Source organism: Pseudoalteromonas luteoviolacea CPMOR-1 (genome assembly GCF_001625685.1).
In the GTDB taxonomy this organism is placed as follows: Bacteria; Pseudomonadota; Gammaproteobacteria; order Enterobacterales; family Alteromonadaceae; genus Pseudoalteromonas; species Pseudoalteromonas luteoviolacea_K.
In genome coordinates this window covers 138,662-155,798 of sequence record NZ_AUYC01000062.1, presented here as the reverse complement: position 1 = coordinate 155,798, position 17,137 = coordinate 138,662, and the positions used below count along the sequence as shown (strand labels likewise).

Genomic DNA, 17,137 nt, shown 5'->3' with positions numbered 1-17,137 from the left:
CTAGCTCAAAAAAGTAAAACAAAGGCAAGTTAATGGCCAAATGATGCGCAATATTATCACTCAGTCCACACGTTAGACAAGTCAGTCAAATTTACTAAAACGCAATGATTGCTCGCTTAGTTCGCCATCGGCCGAGTCCAAGAGAGGCTGATATTGATAACCTACAGAATAAACGCTGGTGATCAACATGTGTTGGGGGGAAATCGCCTTTAACTTTCGACGCAAATTACGAATATGGCTATTCACCGTATTTTCCGATACAACCCGATGATCACTATAAATTTGTCGACTAATGTCATCTCTGGTCAACACTTTATAAGGCTGCCCATGTAACAAACGAAATAAATAAAACTCTACTTGAGTCAGCTGCACTTCTCTGTCAGCGAACGTTACCTTGAAACCATGCTTAATAAGCTGCAAGCGGTGCTTTATCGCTGCGAGTTTTTGTAACCTGCGTATCATAGCGTTAATTCGCGAAACCAATTCCTCTGGGCAATAAGGCTTATTGATATAATCATCTGCACCAGACTCCAGCGCAATGAGTTGATCTGTAACTTGATCGCTATTGCTGGTCAAAATTAACAAAGTATCTGAACGATGATGAATTTCACAGCATAAACTAATGGCCCGGCCTTGTAGCGATCCCTTATCAAGTACAACCAGATCGGGACGATTCAATAGCACCCAATCGACAATGCTTTTTTCATTCGTTAATCGATTACATTGATGTCCTTCAATGTGGAGTGATAACTCTAATTTACCTACTAAAACATTGTCGCGTTCGACCAATAATATTTTTGCCATTTTCTTACTTAGACTCAGTTACTTATTGATGTGACGGATAACTAAAGTGAATCGTCCAAAGCGATGATTAAAAAGCGCTGCTTTTTTATAAGTAGATACAAACCAGCGTATCAACTAACAGCACAAAATCATATAAGTCGAGACTTTATCAATAGAAAATAAGATGGATAGGTGAACTAAAAAATACGTTTTCAGGAAAATAGCCGCGATGCTAGTATCATTTTACGCGCTTTAGCGTCAGTGGCTGGTATAGCCACTGTAATTGAAAAGTATGATAACAGACAATAAAAATCAGCTTAAGCCATGTCAAAGCTCGCAGTAACAAACCGCAAAATGTCATAGTACAAAATAAAGTGTGTCCTCATTTACCCATTACATTTTAAACTTACCAGTTGCTTCCATTAAATGATCTGATGCGTCATGTAATTGATGAGAGACTTCATCTAAATCAGAAAATGAGGCATGAACCTGTTGCTGAGACTGATTCATGCGCTCAATGGTTTCTGCCACAATATTAGCCACTGAACTTTGTTGCTCTGCCGCTGAAGCGATTTGATTATTCATCATTGTTATATTTGCAATCTTACTTTGGATTTCTTCAAGCGCTTGTCCCGCATTCAGAGAACGCGCTTCATTACTGCTAGCCTGGTCGTTCGCTTGAGTCATCATTTTCACACTGCGATCAGCTGCGCTTTGCAAAGAGTCCAGTAATGTACGAATTTCTGTCGTCGCATCACCGGTTCTTGATGCGAGTGTCCGCACTTCATCAGCCACAACAGCAAAGCCACGTCCTTGCTCACCCGCTCTCGCCGCTTCAATCGCGGCATTCAGCGCCAGAAGGTTAGTTTGCTCAGCAATAGAACTTATCACATCCAAAATAGACGACACGCTATCAGTGCCTTTTGCCAAATCATTAACCGCATCTGCGGCTTCGCCAATTTGCAAGTTCAGATCTTTTGAATTCGCGATATTATCAGACACCGCTGTTAATCCATTTTGTGCTTCAACTTCGGTTTCTTGCGCAGCCGTATTGGCCGCAGAAGCAGCCTCACTGATACTCGATATAGACTGAATAAGCTCATGAATAGATTGTTGGGTTTGAGACGCCTGAGATGCCTGCTCATCGGTTAGATTACGAACACTTTCAGTGCTTTGCACCAGTTTTTTGGATGTGTTCAACAGGGGTTGAGAAACCGCCATCACGCCTTTTATCGATTCTGTCAGCGTATCCATAAACTTGTTAAAGTTATATGCCGTGCGCCCTAATTCATCTTTACCGATGACCGTTAAGCGTTGATTTAAATTACCTTCACCATCTGCCAGCTCTCTCAATGAGCCTCTTAACGCATTTGCCGTACTGCTAATATTCCTCGCCACCGACAATGCGACCACAAGTAATAAAATACTCAATACTAAGCCTGCTTGCACTGACAGCCACAGTCCATCGTTTCCGCTTTTATTTGCTTTTTCAATGGTTTCTTTAAAGTTTTGACCGACCAACTCCCTATAACTGGTCAAGTCATTGTCTGTCTGTTCAAACAAACTGGCTTTTTGTTTCGCAAGCGTTGGTAACTGACTAAAGTCAATTGTATTTGTGATCATGCCATCTGCGAGTTTTTCTGACAGCTTACGGTATTGGTCAATCACCACTAACTGCTCGTTCAGCATCGCGCTATTGTTATCATCTAAATCAGCCAGCTGCGTGATGTTATCGGTCAGCTCCGCCACCGTCTGAGATGCCTGCGTCAACACATCCTTATCAGCAAAAGATACTGATTGGCTAAATAACTCGTCAGCCCTTTTGATCAGTACGCTGTTAATTGTTGATAACTGTACTGTTTTATATATTTTTTGTTCCAGCAAGAGTAACTCTTGCTGTGTACTTTTAAAGGCCGCAAAGTTAATTAATAAGTTGATGATAAACACAGAAATGGACAAGGCCACAATGAGACAAACTTTATAGAAAAGCGGTAGGTTTTTGAACCACAGCATGTTCAGTATCCTGCATGAGCGTCAGTAGAAAAGCGGTAGTGGTAACCCACACAGCTTCATTTCGTACATTTGTAGATATAATCTTGGACAAAATTACGTAAATTGCCAATTATTCGACAATTTCCGATAAACAAGGTGGTTTGTTTTTGAAATGGGAAATTTTTTTTACAAACTAGTAAATAAGTAATCTTGTTCTACGGTTAGAGTGGTGCATGTGGTCGGTTGCACCTAATACAACCACAGGACAGGGTGAAACTATGAAATCTAATAATGCTGTAAAGTTGTTAATTGGAGGAGCGCTAGCGTCATGCAGCTTCTGCAGTTATGCAGAGGTCGTGTTTAATGGCTTCGCATCACTTCGCGCAACCTCTGCGGACAGTGACGGCGGAACATCTGCATTTCCCACACACAAAGCCGATGGCGATATATCATTTTCAGACGAATCTCTATTTGCGCTTCAAGCGAGAACAGACCTAGGCGAAGGCCTTAGTGCCACAATTCAAATCATGGCAGAAGGCACGGATGACTTTGACGCGGAAGCGCGCTGGGCATATATCAGTTACGAGCTGTCTCCCCAGCACACCATCAGTATGGGGCGCTTTGCTAATCCGAGCTTTTATCAATCTGAATATCAAAACGTCGGCTTCACCAATAATTTTGGCCGCTTACCACGGGCAGTTTATGCCGGTTTTGACTTCTCAACCATTGAGGGGATCGCGCTTGATAGTAACTTCACATTTGGTGATTACTCGCTTGTTACCAAAGTGCTGTATGGTAATTGGGATGGCACCACCTTTCTTGCTGCGACACAAAATGATGAGACTTTTGGCTTTAAAGACGAAATCTCTGTACGCGTTGAATTAAGTAAAGATTGGTGGACCGTATTTGCTGGTTTCTTCATGGTTGAAATCGAGGGTGGCAGTGTCGACAGCAATGCCATATTGGGAGCGACACAAGGCGCTGTTGATCTTGCTGTTAGCCAAGGCGCAACGGCTCAACAAGTCAAAGAATATGAAGATGCTGTCATATGGGGCGGCAAAGACGGATTATACGGCTACTCAGGCTTCCATATCGATTATGAGAAGTTTATCGTCGATTTTGAATTTGCCAACTATGGCGTAGAAGACTCATCTGATGGCTTTAACCGCGCTTGGTATACCGCATTTGGTTATCGACTCATGGACAAAACCATCGTCACGGTTCACCATGAAAAATCCATTCAAGATGAAGGCGATTTAGAATTTCTTAAAGGCATTTCTCATCCAACGTTATTTGCAACAGCACAAGCACTGAGAAACACACTCTCGCTCAGGGAATTTGATGCCATAGGTGTCTCGGTACGTTATGACTTTCACTCTAATGCGGCATTCAAGTTCCAGTATTTATCTGGCGAAGACACGCGTCCCAACGTTCAGGACTTTACGGTTTTGAGTGCTGGCGTAGATATTGTTTTTTAGTGGGGTGAAGACATGAAATCAATCATACTTACAACTATGTTACTGTTATCCACCTCGGCTTTGGCCGTTGATGTCGTTGTTCACCCATCTAATAATGCCACACTTGATAAAGGTAAAATCGAACAGATCTTTCTCGGTAAGTTAAAAACCTTTGATGGCTCGGCGAAGGTCATTCCAATTAGCCAAGTAGACAGCAACCCAGTAACTGAAGAGTTTAATACCAAAGTGGTTGGCCGTAGCGCCAGTCAACTCAAAGCATATTGGTCTAAATTGCTCTTTACGGGTAAAGGACAACCACCAAAAAGTATGGCGAATGATCAAGAGGTCATGAAGTTAGTGGCTGATAATCCTAATGTAATAGGTTATGTCAGCAGTGGCAGCGCGAATAGCAGTGTAAAAGTGCTGATGTCCTTTTAAGGAGACTCGATCAGGTTATAAAACTGATCAATCGCTTTAGTATATAAGAAGCTCTGCTCCAGCAGAGCTTCCATCACCCCACTTTGTTTTGCTTTAACAATTTCTGATTCAATTACCGCTTTTTGCTCTATGCAAGGGCTGAAGTTAGACAACGCTAAATATACGTGATTAATTTGGATTGGCTCAGGCAACATCGCTAATGGAACCACTCGCCCTGACTCAAACCAAGTATTAATTGTCTGCCACTGTGGCGCGATAAAATAATCGATCCTTTTGAGTTTGATGAGTTGGATTGCCTGAGCAATGCTATCTGTTCTAAGTAGTTGTAAGTTCTCAATTTCAAGCTTAATTGTTGGATTTGGTTTGAGCTCCATATCACGCAAAATTGCCCCCCTTAAGCCATATAGCTTATCAATGTTCATCACCCGCTTGCCTCGGCGATAAAATACCGCGTAGGCAGAGTCCGTAATTGCAGGGTGAAGTACAGTAAACCACTCTTTGGGATACTCATCACTTTGCAAGCCGACAAACATATCAATATGGCCATCACGTGCCCACTGCACAACGCGTTGCAACGGTGCAGGTCTTGTTACCTCGACACTGATCTCCTTTTGAAGGATCGTACGTACAAACTCGAAGCCAATACCAACCAACTTTTCTTCATTAATGGCATAACTAATTGGTGGCATATCAGCACTACCAGATAGGCGCATTTGTGTGCATTGCGCTTCACTTGCAACCCCTTTAAAGAGACAAAAAAATAGACATATGCAACAGTGCTTGTTCATGCGGCTCTCGTGCCCACAGATCCCTAACCTTAGTTATAGACTATTCTCAAGCGAATATATGACCATCTTGTGCAAACATTCTCTTTCAAAAACATCACTGAATTAGCATGAAAGTCTCTCAACTCGTAAGATCACATGATAAAGTAAACAAAAAATTGATCATTCAGCACCGTGCGTATTTTAAATCACATCAAACAATTAGGTTTACTCAGTATTATGACTTTAAGTACATTCGTTAGCGCCGACAACGCTGACACCAACATTCGCCACTTGATTGGACAAAAGCTTATGCTGGATTTTCGCTACTTTTGTCAACAAGATACACATTGCCGCCAACCCATGACCGAATTGCCTGAGGAATTAGCTCAACTCATAGAGCAGTATCATATTGGCGGTGTCATACTGTTTGCCGAAAATGTACAAAAAACAAGTCAAATTATCGACTTGACCAAAGCATTACAACAAGCAAGCGATACCCCGCTCTTTATCTCAATCGACCAAGAGGGAGGCCGAGTCGCGCGTATCAATCGTGCTGAGGCGACCGCATTTACTGGCAACATGAGCATCGGCGCCACTTATCAAAAACACGGTGAAAAGTATGCCACGAGTGTGGCAAATGCAATCGGAAAAGAGCTCAATAGCCTCGGCATTAATGTCAATTTTGCCCCGACTGTCGACGTTAACGCAAACCCACATAACCCCGTTATCAACGTACGTGCCTTTGGTGAAGATCCTAAGATAGTTGCACAATTAGGCGCTGCACAGGTCAAAGCATTTGAGCAAAATGGCGTTATTTCGGCGTTAAAGCACTTTCCCGGGCACGGTGATACCCATGTCGACAGCCATACTGGACTGCCTAGAGTAGACCATACGCTGGCCCAAATTAAACAGCAAGATCTCTATCCTTTTAGTCAAATTATCAAACAGCAACAGCCCGGCATGATCATGACTGCGCACATACAATACCCCGCTTTGGATAGCAGTAACGTCACCAACAAACAAGGCGAAAACATGATCCGCCCAGCTACAATGTCACGGGCAATTATGCATGACTTACTCAGAGGAAAAATGCACTATCAAGGTGTTACAATTACCGATGCGCTCGATATGGCTGGGATCAGTGACTTCTTTACGCCGCTTGACGCCGTATTAGAAACTTTTAACGCAGGTGTAGATATTGCGTTGATGCCAATTCAAGTCAGAACCCCTGCCGACCTCAATCAATTTAAAACGTTTTTTGAAGCACTGGAAAACGCGGTAAAATCTGAGCGATTGAACAGACAAGAGCTCATTCAATCAAATCAGCGGATCGCGAAGCTCAAAGCCAATATGCTCAGCAAGCAAGTAACACCTAGCCTTGCAATTGCCAAAAGCATACTTGGCAATCCCAAACATAGACAAATTGAGGCGAACTTAGCGCTTGATGCGATCACCGAAGTGAAAAATGTAGGCTTGCTGCCCATGCAAATAAAGGATGGCGATCATATCCACTTAATTATGCCAGATAGACAAAAAGCCACCGCTTTAAAACAAGCTTTACTCAGTGAAGTTGACAAAAAGCTCACTATCTCAATGACAAGCTTGCAAGCGTTTAAACCCCAGCGTGCCAAACAAGCCATTTTAGACGCTAACTGGGTGATCAGCGCACATGCATCTCCATTGCAAAGTGCCGCAGAAATTGGTGGAATGGACGACTTAGCTGAGCTTGAGTCTTACGAAATCGCTAAGCAGCAACAGCCCAAAGCACTCTATGAACTTATGCTATTTGCTCATACACATAAAAAAGCGAGTTTATTTATCAGCTTGCGCGCCCCATACGAAATTGCAAAATATGCACCTTTCAATCAAGCGGTTTTGGCAAGCTATGCCTATAATGTGGATGTAGCAACTGAAAATGATGTGCGAGGGCCTGCATTTACTGCACTTGCAAAAGTGATTGTCGGTCATGCAAAAGCACATGGGCAGCTGCCTGTGAGCATTGATCTTGAGTGATTAATTCAGTTAACTTTCACCAAGTACCAGCCCCGCATTAGTACAACAACTTGTGTATTTTAGTGAGGGTAATATGGATCCAAAGGCGTCCTTAACGGCACCTAACGCGATTCGTGAAATGATTCGAGCCGGTGACTACTCTGGTCCCACTAATGGGTTTGTTCCCGGCTTCACACAATGTAATATTGTGATTTTACCTAAAGCATATGCTTTTGACTTTCAAAAATATTGTCAGAATAACCATGACTGCTGTCCATTATTAGCAACCAGTGTAAATGATGGTGAATTCCATTTAGACGCGCTTGGCAGCAACATAGATATCCGTCATGACGTGCCTAAATACCGTGTACTCAGAGATGGACAATTAGTTGATGAAGTCACAGACATCAAACAAATTTGGCGAGAAGACTTTGTCACCTTTGCCTTGGCAAGCTACGTAGCATTTGACTACGTCCTCAATACCTATGGCTTTGATACCACGACCTCTAGCCCTGCACATACACTACCTATGTACATCAGTAATATTCCAAGCCTGCAAGTTGGTCCGTTTAAAAGCAATAAAGTCGTCTGCCTAAGACCGATGGACACACAAGAAATTATCAGAGCGATACAAGCCGGTAGTATCAGTAGAGTTCCTCATGGTATTCCCGTACATTTTGGCAACCCGGATGAGATAGGTATTAATAATCTGCAAAAACCCAACTTTGGTGACCCCATCTTCATGCCTGAAAACAAACAGCCTGTATTTTGGACAACCAGCCTCACCGCTCATCTCGCAATTACCCGTGCAGCACCAGAATTGTGTATTATAAACAGTCCTCAACATATGCTGGTCACAGATAGGCCAGATATGGATCTGTTAATACAATAATTAAAAAGTAGGTTGGCATGCTGTTAAATTGTGATTTGGGTGAAAGCTTTGGTGCTTGGGAAATGGGGCTTGATAAAGAGGCGATGCCGCATATAGACATGGCAAACGTTGCATGTGGATTTCACGCAGGTGACCCAAGTGTTATGCAAAAAACGATTGCACTTGCTAAGCAACATAATGTGCTCCTTGGCGCACACCCCAGTTACCCTGATCTCCAAGGCTTTGGCCGCCGCTCACTCACTATGGCTAAACAAGAGCTTATAAACTGTATCCACTACCAAATAGCTGCGCTAGAAGGAATGGCAAAAATCGCGGGGATAAAGCTCAACTATGTTAAACCTCATGGCGCACTATACAACGATATGATGCGTGATGAATCTATTTTAACGACGCTTATTGAAGCCATCCATCAATACCCAACAGATCTAAAGTTAATGATTTTAGCCACATCACGAGCTAAACAACACCGCGCCCTTGCCCAGCAATATCAAGTGACTTTACTCATGGAAGCGTTTGCCGATAGGTTGTATACCGATGAGGGGATGCTCACACCTCGCTCTGAACCTAACGCAGTACATAGCGAAGAGAAATTATTAGAACAAGTACAACTCCTCGCTGGCAGTCAATCCGTGATAACCGCAAGCGGCCACAAACTCGCGCTGGCAGCAGACACACTGTGCGTACACGGCGATAACCTTCACGCCATAAAACAAATTGAAAAAATTAAAACGATACTCAACGGCCTGAAGTAGCTATTTCGTTTGAAGGGGATAACCATGGAGTTGATTACACCGCGATTAAGACTCAGGCCGATGGATAAAAACGACTGGCAACTGTTTAAACTGTTAAACCAAAATCCAAATGTCATGGCTTATGTCGCAGATATACAAGACCAGCAAGCCCTAAAATCAATTTTTGATGAACGCTGCGCTAGTTGGCAAAAACAGACTGATGCATGGCTCTCTCTAGTCATTGAACGACTCGATACAAATGAATGTATTGGCTTACATGGGTTTAAAGGTTTCTCTAACAAGCCAAACATTGCAGAGTTGGGGTTTATGTTATGTCCCACGCAACAAGGCCAGGGATTTGCATTTGAAGCATCCAAAGCCGTTATAGACTATGCATTTACTCATCAAGGGTATGACACATTATTGGCAACTGTAACTGTCGGTAATAATGCTTCTGAGCAGTTACTTAACAAGCTCGGATTTACAGTGCTTCAAGTCATTAAACAAAATTATCAAATAGGTGAACAGATATTTGATGATCTTCAACTTACTTTGCATAACCCACATCGATAAAACATAAAAGCGCCACCCTGCGTAAGTTAGGTGGCGCTTGGTCTGTCCAAGATTTCGCTTGGAACTTGAATGTGCGCGATTTAGAAAGGACCAGTGTTTACATCAGGCGACTGCCATAAACTAGACCAGACGAAATTTCCATGGACATAATAGATCGTATCTCCATGAATAACGCCTCTATCATCTGCTGCGCGCACATAAGGAACGCTTTGAGAGGGCTCATCATACTTTGCAACGCTACTACCGATGTAAGTTAAAGAGCCTGAACCTTCAGTGCTAACCTCAAATGCTGCCAGCTCATTTTTGTTACCCCAAGTACTCGTATTGTCATTTTGAATAGTGACCTCCCATGACTCTACAGGTAATGCCATACGAAATGTTTGGTCACTGGCTTTTAAGTAACTAAAAGCGTGATGGTCAAATTCGACGGGGGTATATCCACCTGCAAAAACATGTTCTTTGATTAAGCTTGGTGATGTCATATCGCTCACATCAAATAAACTCACTTTGGCACCAAAAGTGGGCTCTATATCAGTGGATGAATCATCTGAGGCATTAAATGGGAAATCCTCAACATTTTGCCCGACACCGATAAGCAGATCATCTGATACAGGATGAAGATAAGCAGAATAACCCGGGATTTCGAGCGCACCAGCCATGATAGGCTCATCCGCTTTTGATAAATCCAAGACATAAAGTGGATCTATTTGTCGAAAAGTAACCACATAAGCTCGCTCACCCATAAAGCGAACAGCGTAGATATTTTCCTCTACCATACCATTTGACTCAACCTTACCTATCGGCGTTGGATGAACTTCGTTTGGCAAACGTGCTAACTCTTCAAGCTCAGTCCCTTGCTGCTGCAATACAAATAGCTGATGAACCATTCCCTTAGACTCACTAAACCGAGTAGTGACAACTCGTAACTGGCTACCATACTCACTCAGTCTAAAGGCGGCATTGCTGACATTTGCCACGAAAATCGGTTCAATCATACCTATCAAATTACCGCCAAAACCGAGCGACCCCTCTACTGCACCGGATGCACTATACGCAACCCCTCCATCATTGAGTGAAAACTTATGCAAAACGGTTTGCGATAAATCATTGAAGCTTGATACGTCACTTGGCCAAAAACGCTTATGTAAATAGATACTCTCTTGAGAAGCATAAACTCCGTCAGAAGGCGTATTAATACATGTAGACTCAATGCTTGTAGGATTTTGCATAGAGATTTTAGTGATGGTCGTGATTGTATTTGCACTATCTAATTCAGTTGCATCTGTTGGTATGTAACAAGCACTTGCATCAAACAATGGGGACGCTTCCCCAGAGTTTAAGTCCTTAATTTTAGGGATAAGGTCGGATACATTGGTTTGATAAAGTGCCTGATAAATTGCCAGCTCATCCGTCTCATCAGTATCAAACTCAGCATGGTATTGGCTGATCACATACAGTTCGTTACCTATGACTCGGCTATCAAGGATATTTCCGTCAATGCGATACTGGTTGATCACCTGTGGTTGCTCTGGTGAACTTACATCTGCAAAACTCAGCTCAAACGTGTTAGAAAACGTATTCGTTGAAGGAGAAGTAGAAGCAATGTCATTGGAATCAGTAGGCGTCTCGAGCGTGAGCACAGGATATTTGAATACGGATGCAAGGCGCCCCTCATGTAAATATAAATCCTGATGACTATACAGCGAGTCAGAGGCCTCTATTTGTGTAATTTCTTCTATACCTTGTTCAGTTCGCTTCATGACACGAACATACTGCCTAAATACAGCACTTTGCGAGAGTTCTTGTTCGGAGTGTGCGGCAATATAAAGATAGTCCCCATCATATTCAATGCGATCACCTTCATCAACGCCTGCTTCAACCACATTAGTAGAAGAAAATCCTGCACTCGATTCACCATCTGACACAGGTGAAGCGTTGACGGGTACTGAAGAATCAGTCTCATTAACTGGCACCCGACTTAGAAAAGCACCATTTTTTAGTAATGCACTAAACTCACTGGATGATGCTTTTTTTAATTTAGCAGATGATTCACCCAACCAATTTAAGTCAGGTACACTGGTTGGTAATTTTGTCTGTCCTTGATCTACCTTGTTATCACTATTGCTCTCACTGCCACCTCCACACGCGACCAAAGCGGGTAATGCGATTAAAGCAAGGCCTGCTCGTACTAACGAAAGAGTAACTCTGGAATAAAACATAGTTGTGCTCCTTGATTAAAAGTAACTTTACTTTAATACAGTCACGCCATTGTTCTGTTATTTCGCTCGATCTATTTGTTATTTTATGTAACCGCTTCTGGTAATTATAGAAATTACTGGTAAATTTAGCCCTAGGTTTAACAGGAGTAAATTGATTGAAACGACTTTTCATTTTGTTATCTCTGTGCTGCGGCTTATTCGCTAAGGATAGCTTTGCAAACTGCAGTGAGAATAATGAGCAATGTGCAGAAATAGGCAGGTGGGATTTTTCTATTGCCATTGGTGCGGGTGTTGCGACCAACCCAGTCAGGGGCGGGGATAATGTGCCTTTGGTGATATTACCTTACATTAATTATTATGGTGATAAGTTCTTCTTTGACAACACAACTGCAGGCTACACATTTATAGAGCAAAAACAGTTCGATGTCAGTCTCATCACCCAACTCAATACTGAACAAGCATATTTTGAGCGCTTCCACCCAAGCAATATATTAGTCAAGAACTCATTCACTAGTGAGTCTAGCAACCCGATAATAACACCAGAACCAGATGAATCGAACCCACCCACAAGCCAGCCTGGCTCAGATGGTGTGGACTCTGATGGAGATAGTGGCGTTACAGATGGCGATAATGATAAACAAGAACAAGAACCAAACGAGCCCGCTGAATCAATTTCGCTGGATACAATTTCTAAACGAGACTGGGCGCTAGATGGCGGCATACTTGCACATTGGTATTTTGAGAATTCTGCCAAATTAACCCTCTCTTTGCTGCATGATGTTACAAATACTTATCAAGGTTATCATGGCCACATCGATTACAGTTTTATCATCCCAATACAAACTGATAACCCCTCTCGCTTAAAGGTCAAACTTGGTGCAGAGTACAAGGACAAACATTTAGTCGATTATTATTATGGGATCAGCCTCAAAGACTCACAATCACAACACCATTTATATCAAGGTAAGGCCACTGTAAATCCTTATGTAGGTATTGCTTTTAATTATAAGTTAAACTCAAACTGGCAATTAAAGTTCAGTGCAAGACATACTTGGCTCGGTACTGGCATTAAAAACAGCCCACTGGTAGATCAAAGCTCTTCGTCCAATATTTTTATTGGGGGATTATATGAGTTTTAAGCAGTTCTCTCCCCTTGTTTTATGTTTGTTATTATCGAAAGTTGCTAATGCTGAAATAAATACATTACCAAACAAAAAAGCAAAACTTGAAATCAAACCCATCGTTTGCATGGTTAAATCAATGGGTCAAATTTGTGAGATGACTATTTCTGTCGATTGGTCTATCCAAACACCGCAAAATGTTTGCTTATTTAAAAATGATACTTCTTTACAGTGTTGGCTGAACACGCAAAAAGCAAAAACCAATATCAGTATCTCTATTTCTGAAGACATGATTTTTTCACTTAAAAACGAAAAAATGCATGTATTAGCAAATCAGAAAGTAAAGATAAACGCAGCAGCAAACCGAAAATATAGACGTAAACTAAAATCTGACTGGAGCTTTTTTTAATGGCTAAAGTAATCCTTGTTGAAGACGATGAAAGACTTGCAGCCCTGACGGGGCAATTTCTGGAGAGTAACGGTTTTTCAGTTACTCTAGTGAATGATGGTGCCAAAGCAGTCCAAGCCATTACAGAGCAACAACCGGACATCGTCATACTAGATATAATGCTTCCTAATATGGATGGTTTTTCCATCTGTCGTGAGGTACGTCATACCTACTCAGGTCCAGTATTGTTTTTGACAGCAAAAGACAGTGACTTCGACCATGTAAGAGGGTTAGAGATTGGCGCAGATGATTATGTCATCAAACCTGTAGAACCTTACGTCCTTTTAGCTAGAGTAAACGCCTTACTCCGACGAGGAGTAAAACAGCAGGAAGAAAACGCTGATAATCTCAAGCTTGGTCAATTAGAAGTAGACAAAGCAGCCCGAAAAGCCTATTTGTCAGGGCAAGAAGTCGAATTAACAAGTTACGAATTTGATTTACTATGGGAACTTGCCAATAATGCTGGGCAAACTTTAAGTCGAGAACACATTTATAATCAAGTGGTTGGACGTGAATATGACGGTTTAGACCGCAGTGTAGATGTGCGTATTTCACGTTTGCGTAAAAAGCTCGGTGATAACCCTGAACAGCCTTTCAGATTAGTGACTGTGTGGGGTAAAGGTTATTTATGTTCTAAGTCAGCTTGGGATTAATATTCAATGCTCCGACTGCTCGCAAGCCTATATTTCTTTGTTTTTTTTAGTATCATTGCCATTAATCAAAGCAGTGAATATATTTGGAAAAACTGGGGCAATCAGGCCCCAAGTGAATTGGGCTATGCCAAACAAGTAGCGGTTAATTTAAGAGATGTACTAAACACTGTAGGCATCAACAATTACCCTCAAAAAAATAACCTTAATATTATTCATATAAACGATGTTGCGTGGTTTCCAGAGCAACGTGCAGCGCTAGATAAAGGCGATGTTGTCATTTCATTTGATAGTCATGACAATTATCAACTTTTCATGCTTTTAAATGACAAAAGCACCGTCGTCAAACTTGGACCATTTGCACCAAAGCCAAACTCTATTTTGACGAAATATGCTTTCAAACTGGTTTCTTTTTCGATTTTAGCCCTCTTGTTAATTTTATGGTTGCGCCCGCTATGGCGTGATTTGGAGCAACTAAAAATAATCACTGAGCAATTAGCAACAGGGGGGTTAGATATTGAAACAAAACCCTCTCGGTTTTCTGCGATATCAACATTGACACAGCATATACAAAAATTAGCTTTGCAAACTGCCAGCCTGATGCAAAATCAAAAGCAACTCGTTAATGCCGTTTCCCATGAGCTTAGAACGCCGTTAGCGAGGCTTAAATTTGCACTGGCTATGCTCGCTCCGAAAGATCCACAGCAAGTTCAAGCAATGAACCAAGATGTCGTCGAAATGGAACTATTAATCGACGAAATGCTCAGCTATGCTCGCTTGGAGTTTTCTGAGCGGGAAATGACGAGAGCAAAGATTAACTTCAGCGAGCTCGTTCAAGCTCAAATAGACAAAGTAAGTATCTCTTCTAACAAGCAAATCAACCACCACCTCAAACCCAATGTTTTCGTCGATGGCAATGATCACTATCTAGCACGTGTTCTGCAAAACTTACTACAAAATGCAGAAAAATATGGCGAACAACAGATATTGATCGAACTGAAACAAGAAACTGATGATAACGTCATCCTAATTGTCAGTGATGATGGGCCAGGCATACCAGAAGATAAACGGGACTGTGTTTTCAGCCCTTTTACCCGACTTGATAGCAGTCGCAGTAAAGAGACAGGAGGGTTTGGGCTTGGTCTTGCGATTGTGACCAAAATACTTGGCTGGCACAGCGGCACATGCTGGGTAACCGAATCTCAAATAAACGGCGCCTCATTTCACGTGTCCTTACCTATCAGCAAAAAACTAAAACTTAACTGATTTTCTCATCACTTTTGTTTGGGCTCTTTTATTTTTACTATCAAGGCGTCGTCTCTGTGAGCTTTTTGTCGGCTTCGTTTGACGGCGCGTTTTTTCCACTTTAATTGCATCTAAAATTAATTGCTTGAGCCGATTTAGTGCATCCTCTTTGTTTTGCTCTTGAGTTCTAAAAGTTTGCGCTTTTAGAACAATCACCCCTTCTTTGCTGATCCTATTGTCTTTTAAAGCCAGTAACCTTTCTTTGTAAAAAGCAGGGAGTGACGAACGATTAATGTCAAACCTTAAATGAATCGCAGACGATACTTTATTTACATTCTGTCCACCAGCGCCTTGCGCTCGTATGGCTGACAACTCGATTTCCCAAGCAGACAACTCAACATTATTTGATAGACGTAACATATAAACCAACCTTCTCTTATTCAACTGCTTAGCAAAAACCCAAGCGAAACAGCAAGCCTAGTGCTTCATTACCGCGATACTCACTCGCGGTGATAAAACGTACATGCTTTATTATAACAAAAATGGGATCTAAGAAGGTGCTTTTTAGGTACTCAACTTTTAGCAATAATGACTAAAAGCCAAGTACCACTTTGTATTTTTTACACTGTACGTGTCGCAATCGCTGGTGATAGCTGCGAGGCCTTGAATGCGGGGTATAAAACGGCCACCTGGCCAAGCAGAATAGTGCAGAGGCTACCAAAGAACATATAACTTGGTGGCACGGTACCAAGTTCAAACGCACTGCTAAATGCATTACTTAAAACGATTGCAGCAATGATGCCGATAACAATACCGATTGCGCACAACACTGCATTCTCCAACACAAAATACCTTACTATCTGCCCTTTACTGGCTCCCATAGCTCGTCTGATCCCAATGAGCTTAGTGCGCTTAATAATGCTGTAACGAGATTGGCCAAATATCCCCAGCGCAGTCACCAACAGTAAACCTCCAATCACACCAAATAATGTGTTGCTTGCAGCATTTTCGGCACTATAGGCATTTGCTTTTACTTGTTCAAAGGTTTCATATTTATCAATTTTTCGCCCATGTAAAGCAGTCAAATAACTCAGAGCCTGCTCCAAAACAGCACTTTGCTGATTAGGTTGAGTACGTATGATGTAATAAACCATAGAATCTGCTTCTTTGACTGGTGCCAACACTACATGTTCAACCACAACCCAAGTTGGCCATGCGGCTTGAAGCCTATCAATCACGCCAACAACACGCTGCGGCTTATTATTAATATAGATTGTTTTACCAACCACTTGCTCCCATTGTTCAGAATATAGTGATTGAGCAAGTGACTTGGTGATCATGATGTCTATTGCATCTCTATATCCGTCGGTTCGCACCGTCAGCTCTGCGCTGGGACTAAACTCAGCGCCCGCAATAAGCTCTGCACCGAGTGCCTTTAATAAGTTCAAATCTCCGCCATAATACCCGGAAAATGTGTCATATTTAGAATCGGGTTTAGTTGCTATTTCTATGAATCTTCCCCACCCACTGAGCGGTACGCCAGAAGAAACCGACGCATATTCAACACCTGGTAATGCTCGAAGATTATCAAGATCTTGATCCAATTGACTTGCTTGAGATGCTTCTTCAACGGGTAAGTTAGTCGCAATATAAAGTACATTTTGCTCATCAAGACCTGAGGGACGGGCTATCGACTCACGCTTATCTAGCGCAAGATAAATCGCATTGACCAGTATTGTAAAGGTGATCGCAACTTGAAAAATAAACAGCAGCGATGCGCCATAATTACTCTTTAACGACTTTAAAATTGGCAAAAAATCTTTCATCTA

16 protein-coding genes are annotated in these 17,137 nt (G+C 42.0%); 10 read left to right on the top strand and 6 right to left on the bottom strand.

Going from position 1 to position 17,137, the window contains the following annotated elements; genetic code table 11:
* Positions 1–81 precede the first annotated feature (81 nt).
* Both N473_RS21550 and N473_RS21545 read right to left on the bottom strand, forming a co-directional pair.
* Positions 82–804 (bottom strand): winged helix-turn-helix domain-containing protein, encoded by a 723-nt coding sequence (locus N473_RS21550; RefSeq protein ID WP_063369722.1) that lies wholly within the window; start codon positions 802–804, stop codon positions 82–84.
* A 372-nt stretch (positions 805–1,176) separates the two neighbouring features.
* Positions 1,177–2,796, bottom strand: a complete 1,620-nt coding sequence (locus N473_RS21545) for a methyl-accepting chemotaxis protein (protein ID WP_063369721.1) — start codon at positions 2,794–2,796, stop codon at positions 1,177–1,179.
* Between the two features lie 257 nt (positions 2,797–3,053).
* On the opposite strand from N473_RS21545, the gene N473_RS21540 reads away from it, so the two are divergent.
* Positions 3,054–4,253 carry a hypothetical protein gene (locus N473_RS21540; protein ID WP_155735692.1) on the top strand — a complete coding sequence of 400 codons (1,200 nt, stop codon included), beginning with the start codon at positions 3,054–3,056 and terminating at the stop codon, positions 4,251–4,253.
* A 12-nt stretch (positions 4,254–4,265) separates the two neighbouring features.
* The gene (locus N473_RS21535) at positions 4,266–4,670 is read left to right on the top strand and encodes a hypothetical protein (protein WP_063369719.1); all 405 of its coding nucleotides are present in this window, start codon (positions 4,266–4,268) and stop codon (positions 4,668–4,670) included.
* Here the strand turns inward: N473_RS21535 and N473_RS21530 are convergent.
* A complete protein-coding gene (locus N473_RS21530) occupies positions 4,667–5,458 on the bottom strand; it encodes a substrate-binding periplasmic protein (RefSeq protein ID WP_155735691.1) in 792 nt (263 codons plus the stop codon). The two genes, N473_RS21535 and N473_RS21530, sit on opposite strands and share 4 nt — an antisense overlap.
* A 216-nt stretch (positions 5,459–5,674) precedes the next feature.
* On the opposite strand from N473_RS21530, the gene N473_RS21525 reads away from it, so the two are divergent.
* From N473_RS21525 to N473_RS21510, 4 genes are all read left to right on the top strand, one after another.
* A complete protein-coding gene (locus tag N473_RS21525; protein WP_063369800.1) occupies positions 5,675–7,450 on the top strand; it encodes a glycoside hydrolase family 3 protein in 1,776 nt (591 codons plus the stop codon).
* A gap of 73 nt (positions 7,451–7,523) precedes the next feature.
* Complete coding sequence (locus N473_RS21520) at positions 7,524–8,321, top strand: D-glutamate cyclase family protein (protein WP_063369717.1); 798 nt, start codon at positions 7,524–7,526, stop codon at positions 8,319–8,321.
* A 17-nt stretch (positions 8,322–8,338) separates the two neighbouring features.
* Positions 8,339–9,073, top strand: coding sequence for a 5-oxoprolinase subunit PxpA (locus tag N473_RS21515; RefSeq protein WP_063369716.1), 735 nt, complete (start codon positions 8,339–8,341; stop codon positions 9,071–9,073).
* 24 nt (positions 9,074–9,097) lie between these two features.
* Positions 9,098–9,625: a GNAT family N-acetyltransferase gene (locus N473_RS21510; RefSeq protein WP_063369715.1), complete on the top strand. Its 528-nt coding sequence runs from the start codon at positions 9,098–9,100 to the stop codon at positions 9,623–9,625.
* An 80-nt stretch (positions 9,626–9,705) separates the two neighbouring features.
* Here N473_RS21510 and N473_RS21505 read toward each other — a convergent pair whose 3' ends face one another.
* Complete coding sequence (locus N473_RS21505; RefSeq protein WP_063369714.1) at positions 9,706–11,844, bottom strand: beta-propeller domain-containing protein; 2,139 nt, start codon at positions 11,842–11,844, stop codon at positions 9,706–9,708.
* Positions 11,845–11,999: 155 nt separating this feature from the next.
* Here N473_RS21505 and N473_RS21500 point away from each other — a divergent pair, with 155 nt between their 5' ends.
* From N473_RS21500 to N473_RS21485, 4 genes are read left to right on the top strand one after another with little or no spacing between them, the layout of a single operon-like run.
* A complete protein-coding gene (locus tag N473_RS21500) occupies positions 12,000–12,983 on the top strand; it encodes a MipA/OmpV family protein (RefSeq protein WP_063369713.1) in 984 nt (327 codons plus the stop codon).
* Positions 12,973–13,374: a DUF3019 domain-containing protein gene (locus N473_RS21495; protein ID WP_063369712.1), complete on the top strand. Its 402-nt coding sequence runs from the start codon at positions 12,973–12,975 to the stop codon at positions 13,372–13,374. Before N473_RS21500 ends, N473_RS21495 begins: the two co-directional genes overlap by 11 nt.
* On the top strand, positions 13,374–14,066 hold the full coding sequence (locus N473_RS21490) for a response regulator transcription factor (protein WP_063369711.1): 693 nt from the start codon (positions 13,374–13,376) through the stop codon (positions 14,064–14,066). Before N473_RS21495 ends, N473_RS21490 begins: the two co-directional genes overlap by 1 nt.
* A gap of 6 nt (positions 14,067–14,072) precedes the next feature.
* On the top strand, positions 14,073–15,329 hold the full coding sequence (locus N473_RS21485; protein WP_063369710.1) for an ATP-binding protein: 1,257 nt from the start codon (positions 14,073–14,075) through the stop codon (positions 15,327–15,329).
* Here N473_RS21485 and arfB read toward each other — a convergent pair.
* Together arfB and N473_RS21475 are read right to left on the bottom strand one after the other, a co-directional pair.
* Positions 15,315–15,728, bottom strand: a complete 414-nt coding sequence (arfB, locus tag N473_RS21480) for an alternative ribosome rescue aminoacyl-tRNA hydrolase ArfB (protein WP_063369709.1) — start codon at positions 15,726–15,728, stop codon at positions 15,315–15,317. The two genes, N473_RS21485 and arfB, sit on opposite strands and share 15 nt — an antisense overlap.
* A 200-nt stretch (positions 15,729–15,928) precedes the next feature.
* Complete coding sequence (locus N473_RS21475; protein WP_063369708.1) at positions 15,929–17,134, bottom strand: ABC transporter permease; 1,206 nt, start codon at positions 17,132–17,134, stop codon at positions 15,929–15,931.
* Positions 17,135–17,137 lie beyond the last annotated feature (3 nt).

Excerpts from the sequence above, each read along its gene's own strand:
- N473_RS21490 (WP_063369711.1), top strand. The coding sequence starts at position 13,374 with ATGGCTAAAGTAATCCTTGTTGAAGACGATGAAAGACTTGCAGCCCTG.
- arfB (WP_063369709.1), bottom strand. The coding sequence starts at position 15,728 with ATGTTACGTCTATCAAATAATGTTGAGTTGTCTGCTTGGGAAATCGAG.
- N473_RS21495 (WP_063369712.1), top strand. The coding sequence starts at position 12,973 with ATGAGTTTTAAGCAGTTCTCTCCCCTTGTTTTATGTTTGTTATTATCG.
- N473_RS21530 (WP_155735691.1), bottom strand. The coding sequence starts at position 5,458 with ATGAACAAGCACTGTTGCATATGTCTATTTTTTTGTCTCTTTAAAGGG.
- N473_RS21545 (WP_063369721.1), bottom strand. The coding sequence starts at position 2,796 with ATGCTGTGGTTCAAAAACCTACCGCTTTTCTATAAAGTTTGTCTCATT.
- N473_RS21550 (WP_063369722.1), bottom strand. The coding sequence starts at position 804 with ATGGCAAAAATATTATTGGTCGAACGCGACAATGTTTTAGTAGGTAAA.
- N473_RS21525 (WP_063369800.1), top strand. The coding sequence starts at position 5,675 with ATGACTTTAAGTACATTCGTTAGCGCCGACAACGCTGACACCAACATT.
- N473_RS21485 (WP_063369710.1), top strand. The coding sequence starts at position 14,073 with ATGCTCCGACTGCTCGCAAGCCTATATTTCTTTGTTTTTTTTAGTATC.
- N473_RS21540 (WP_155735692.1), top strand. The coding sequence starts at position 3,054 with ATGAAATCTAATAATGCTGTAAAGTTGTTAATTGGAGGAGCGCTAGCG.
- N473_RS21510 (WP_063369715.1), top strand. The coding sequence starts at position 9,098 with ATGGAGTTGATTACACCGCGATTAAGACTCAGGCCGATGGATAAAAAC.
- N473_RS21505 (WP_063369714.1), bottom strand. The coding sequence starts at position 11,844 with ATGTTTTATTCCAGAGTTACTCTTTCGTTAGTACGAGCAGGCCTTGCT.
- N473_RS21520 (WP_063369717.1), top strand. The coding sequence starts at position 7,524 with ATGGATCCAAAGGCGTCCTTAACGGCACCTAACGCGATTCGTGAAATG.
- N473_RS21475 (WP_063369708.1), bottom strand. The coding sequence starts at position 17,134 with ATGAAAGATTTTTTGCCAATTTTAAAGTCGTTAAAGAGTAATTATGGC.
- N473_RS21515 (WP_063369716.1), top strand. The coding sequence starts at position 8,339 with ATGCTGTTAAATTGTGATTTGGGTGAAAGCTTTGGTGCTTGGGAAATG.
- N473_RS21535 (WP_063369719.1), top strand. The coding sequence starts at position 4,266 with ATGAAATCAATCATACTTACAACTATGTTACTGTTATCCACCTCGGCT.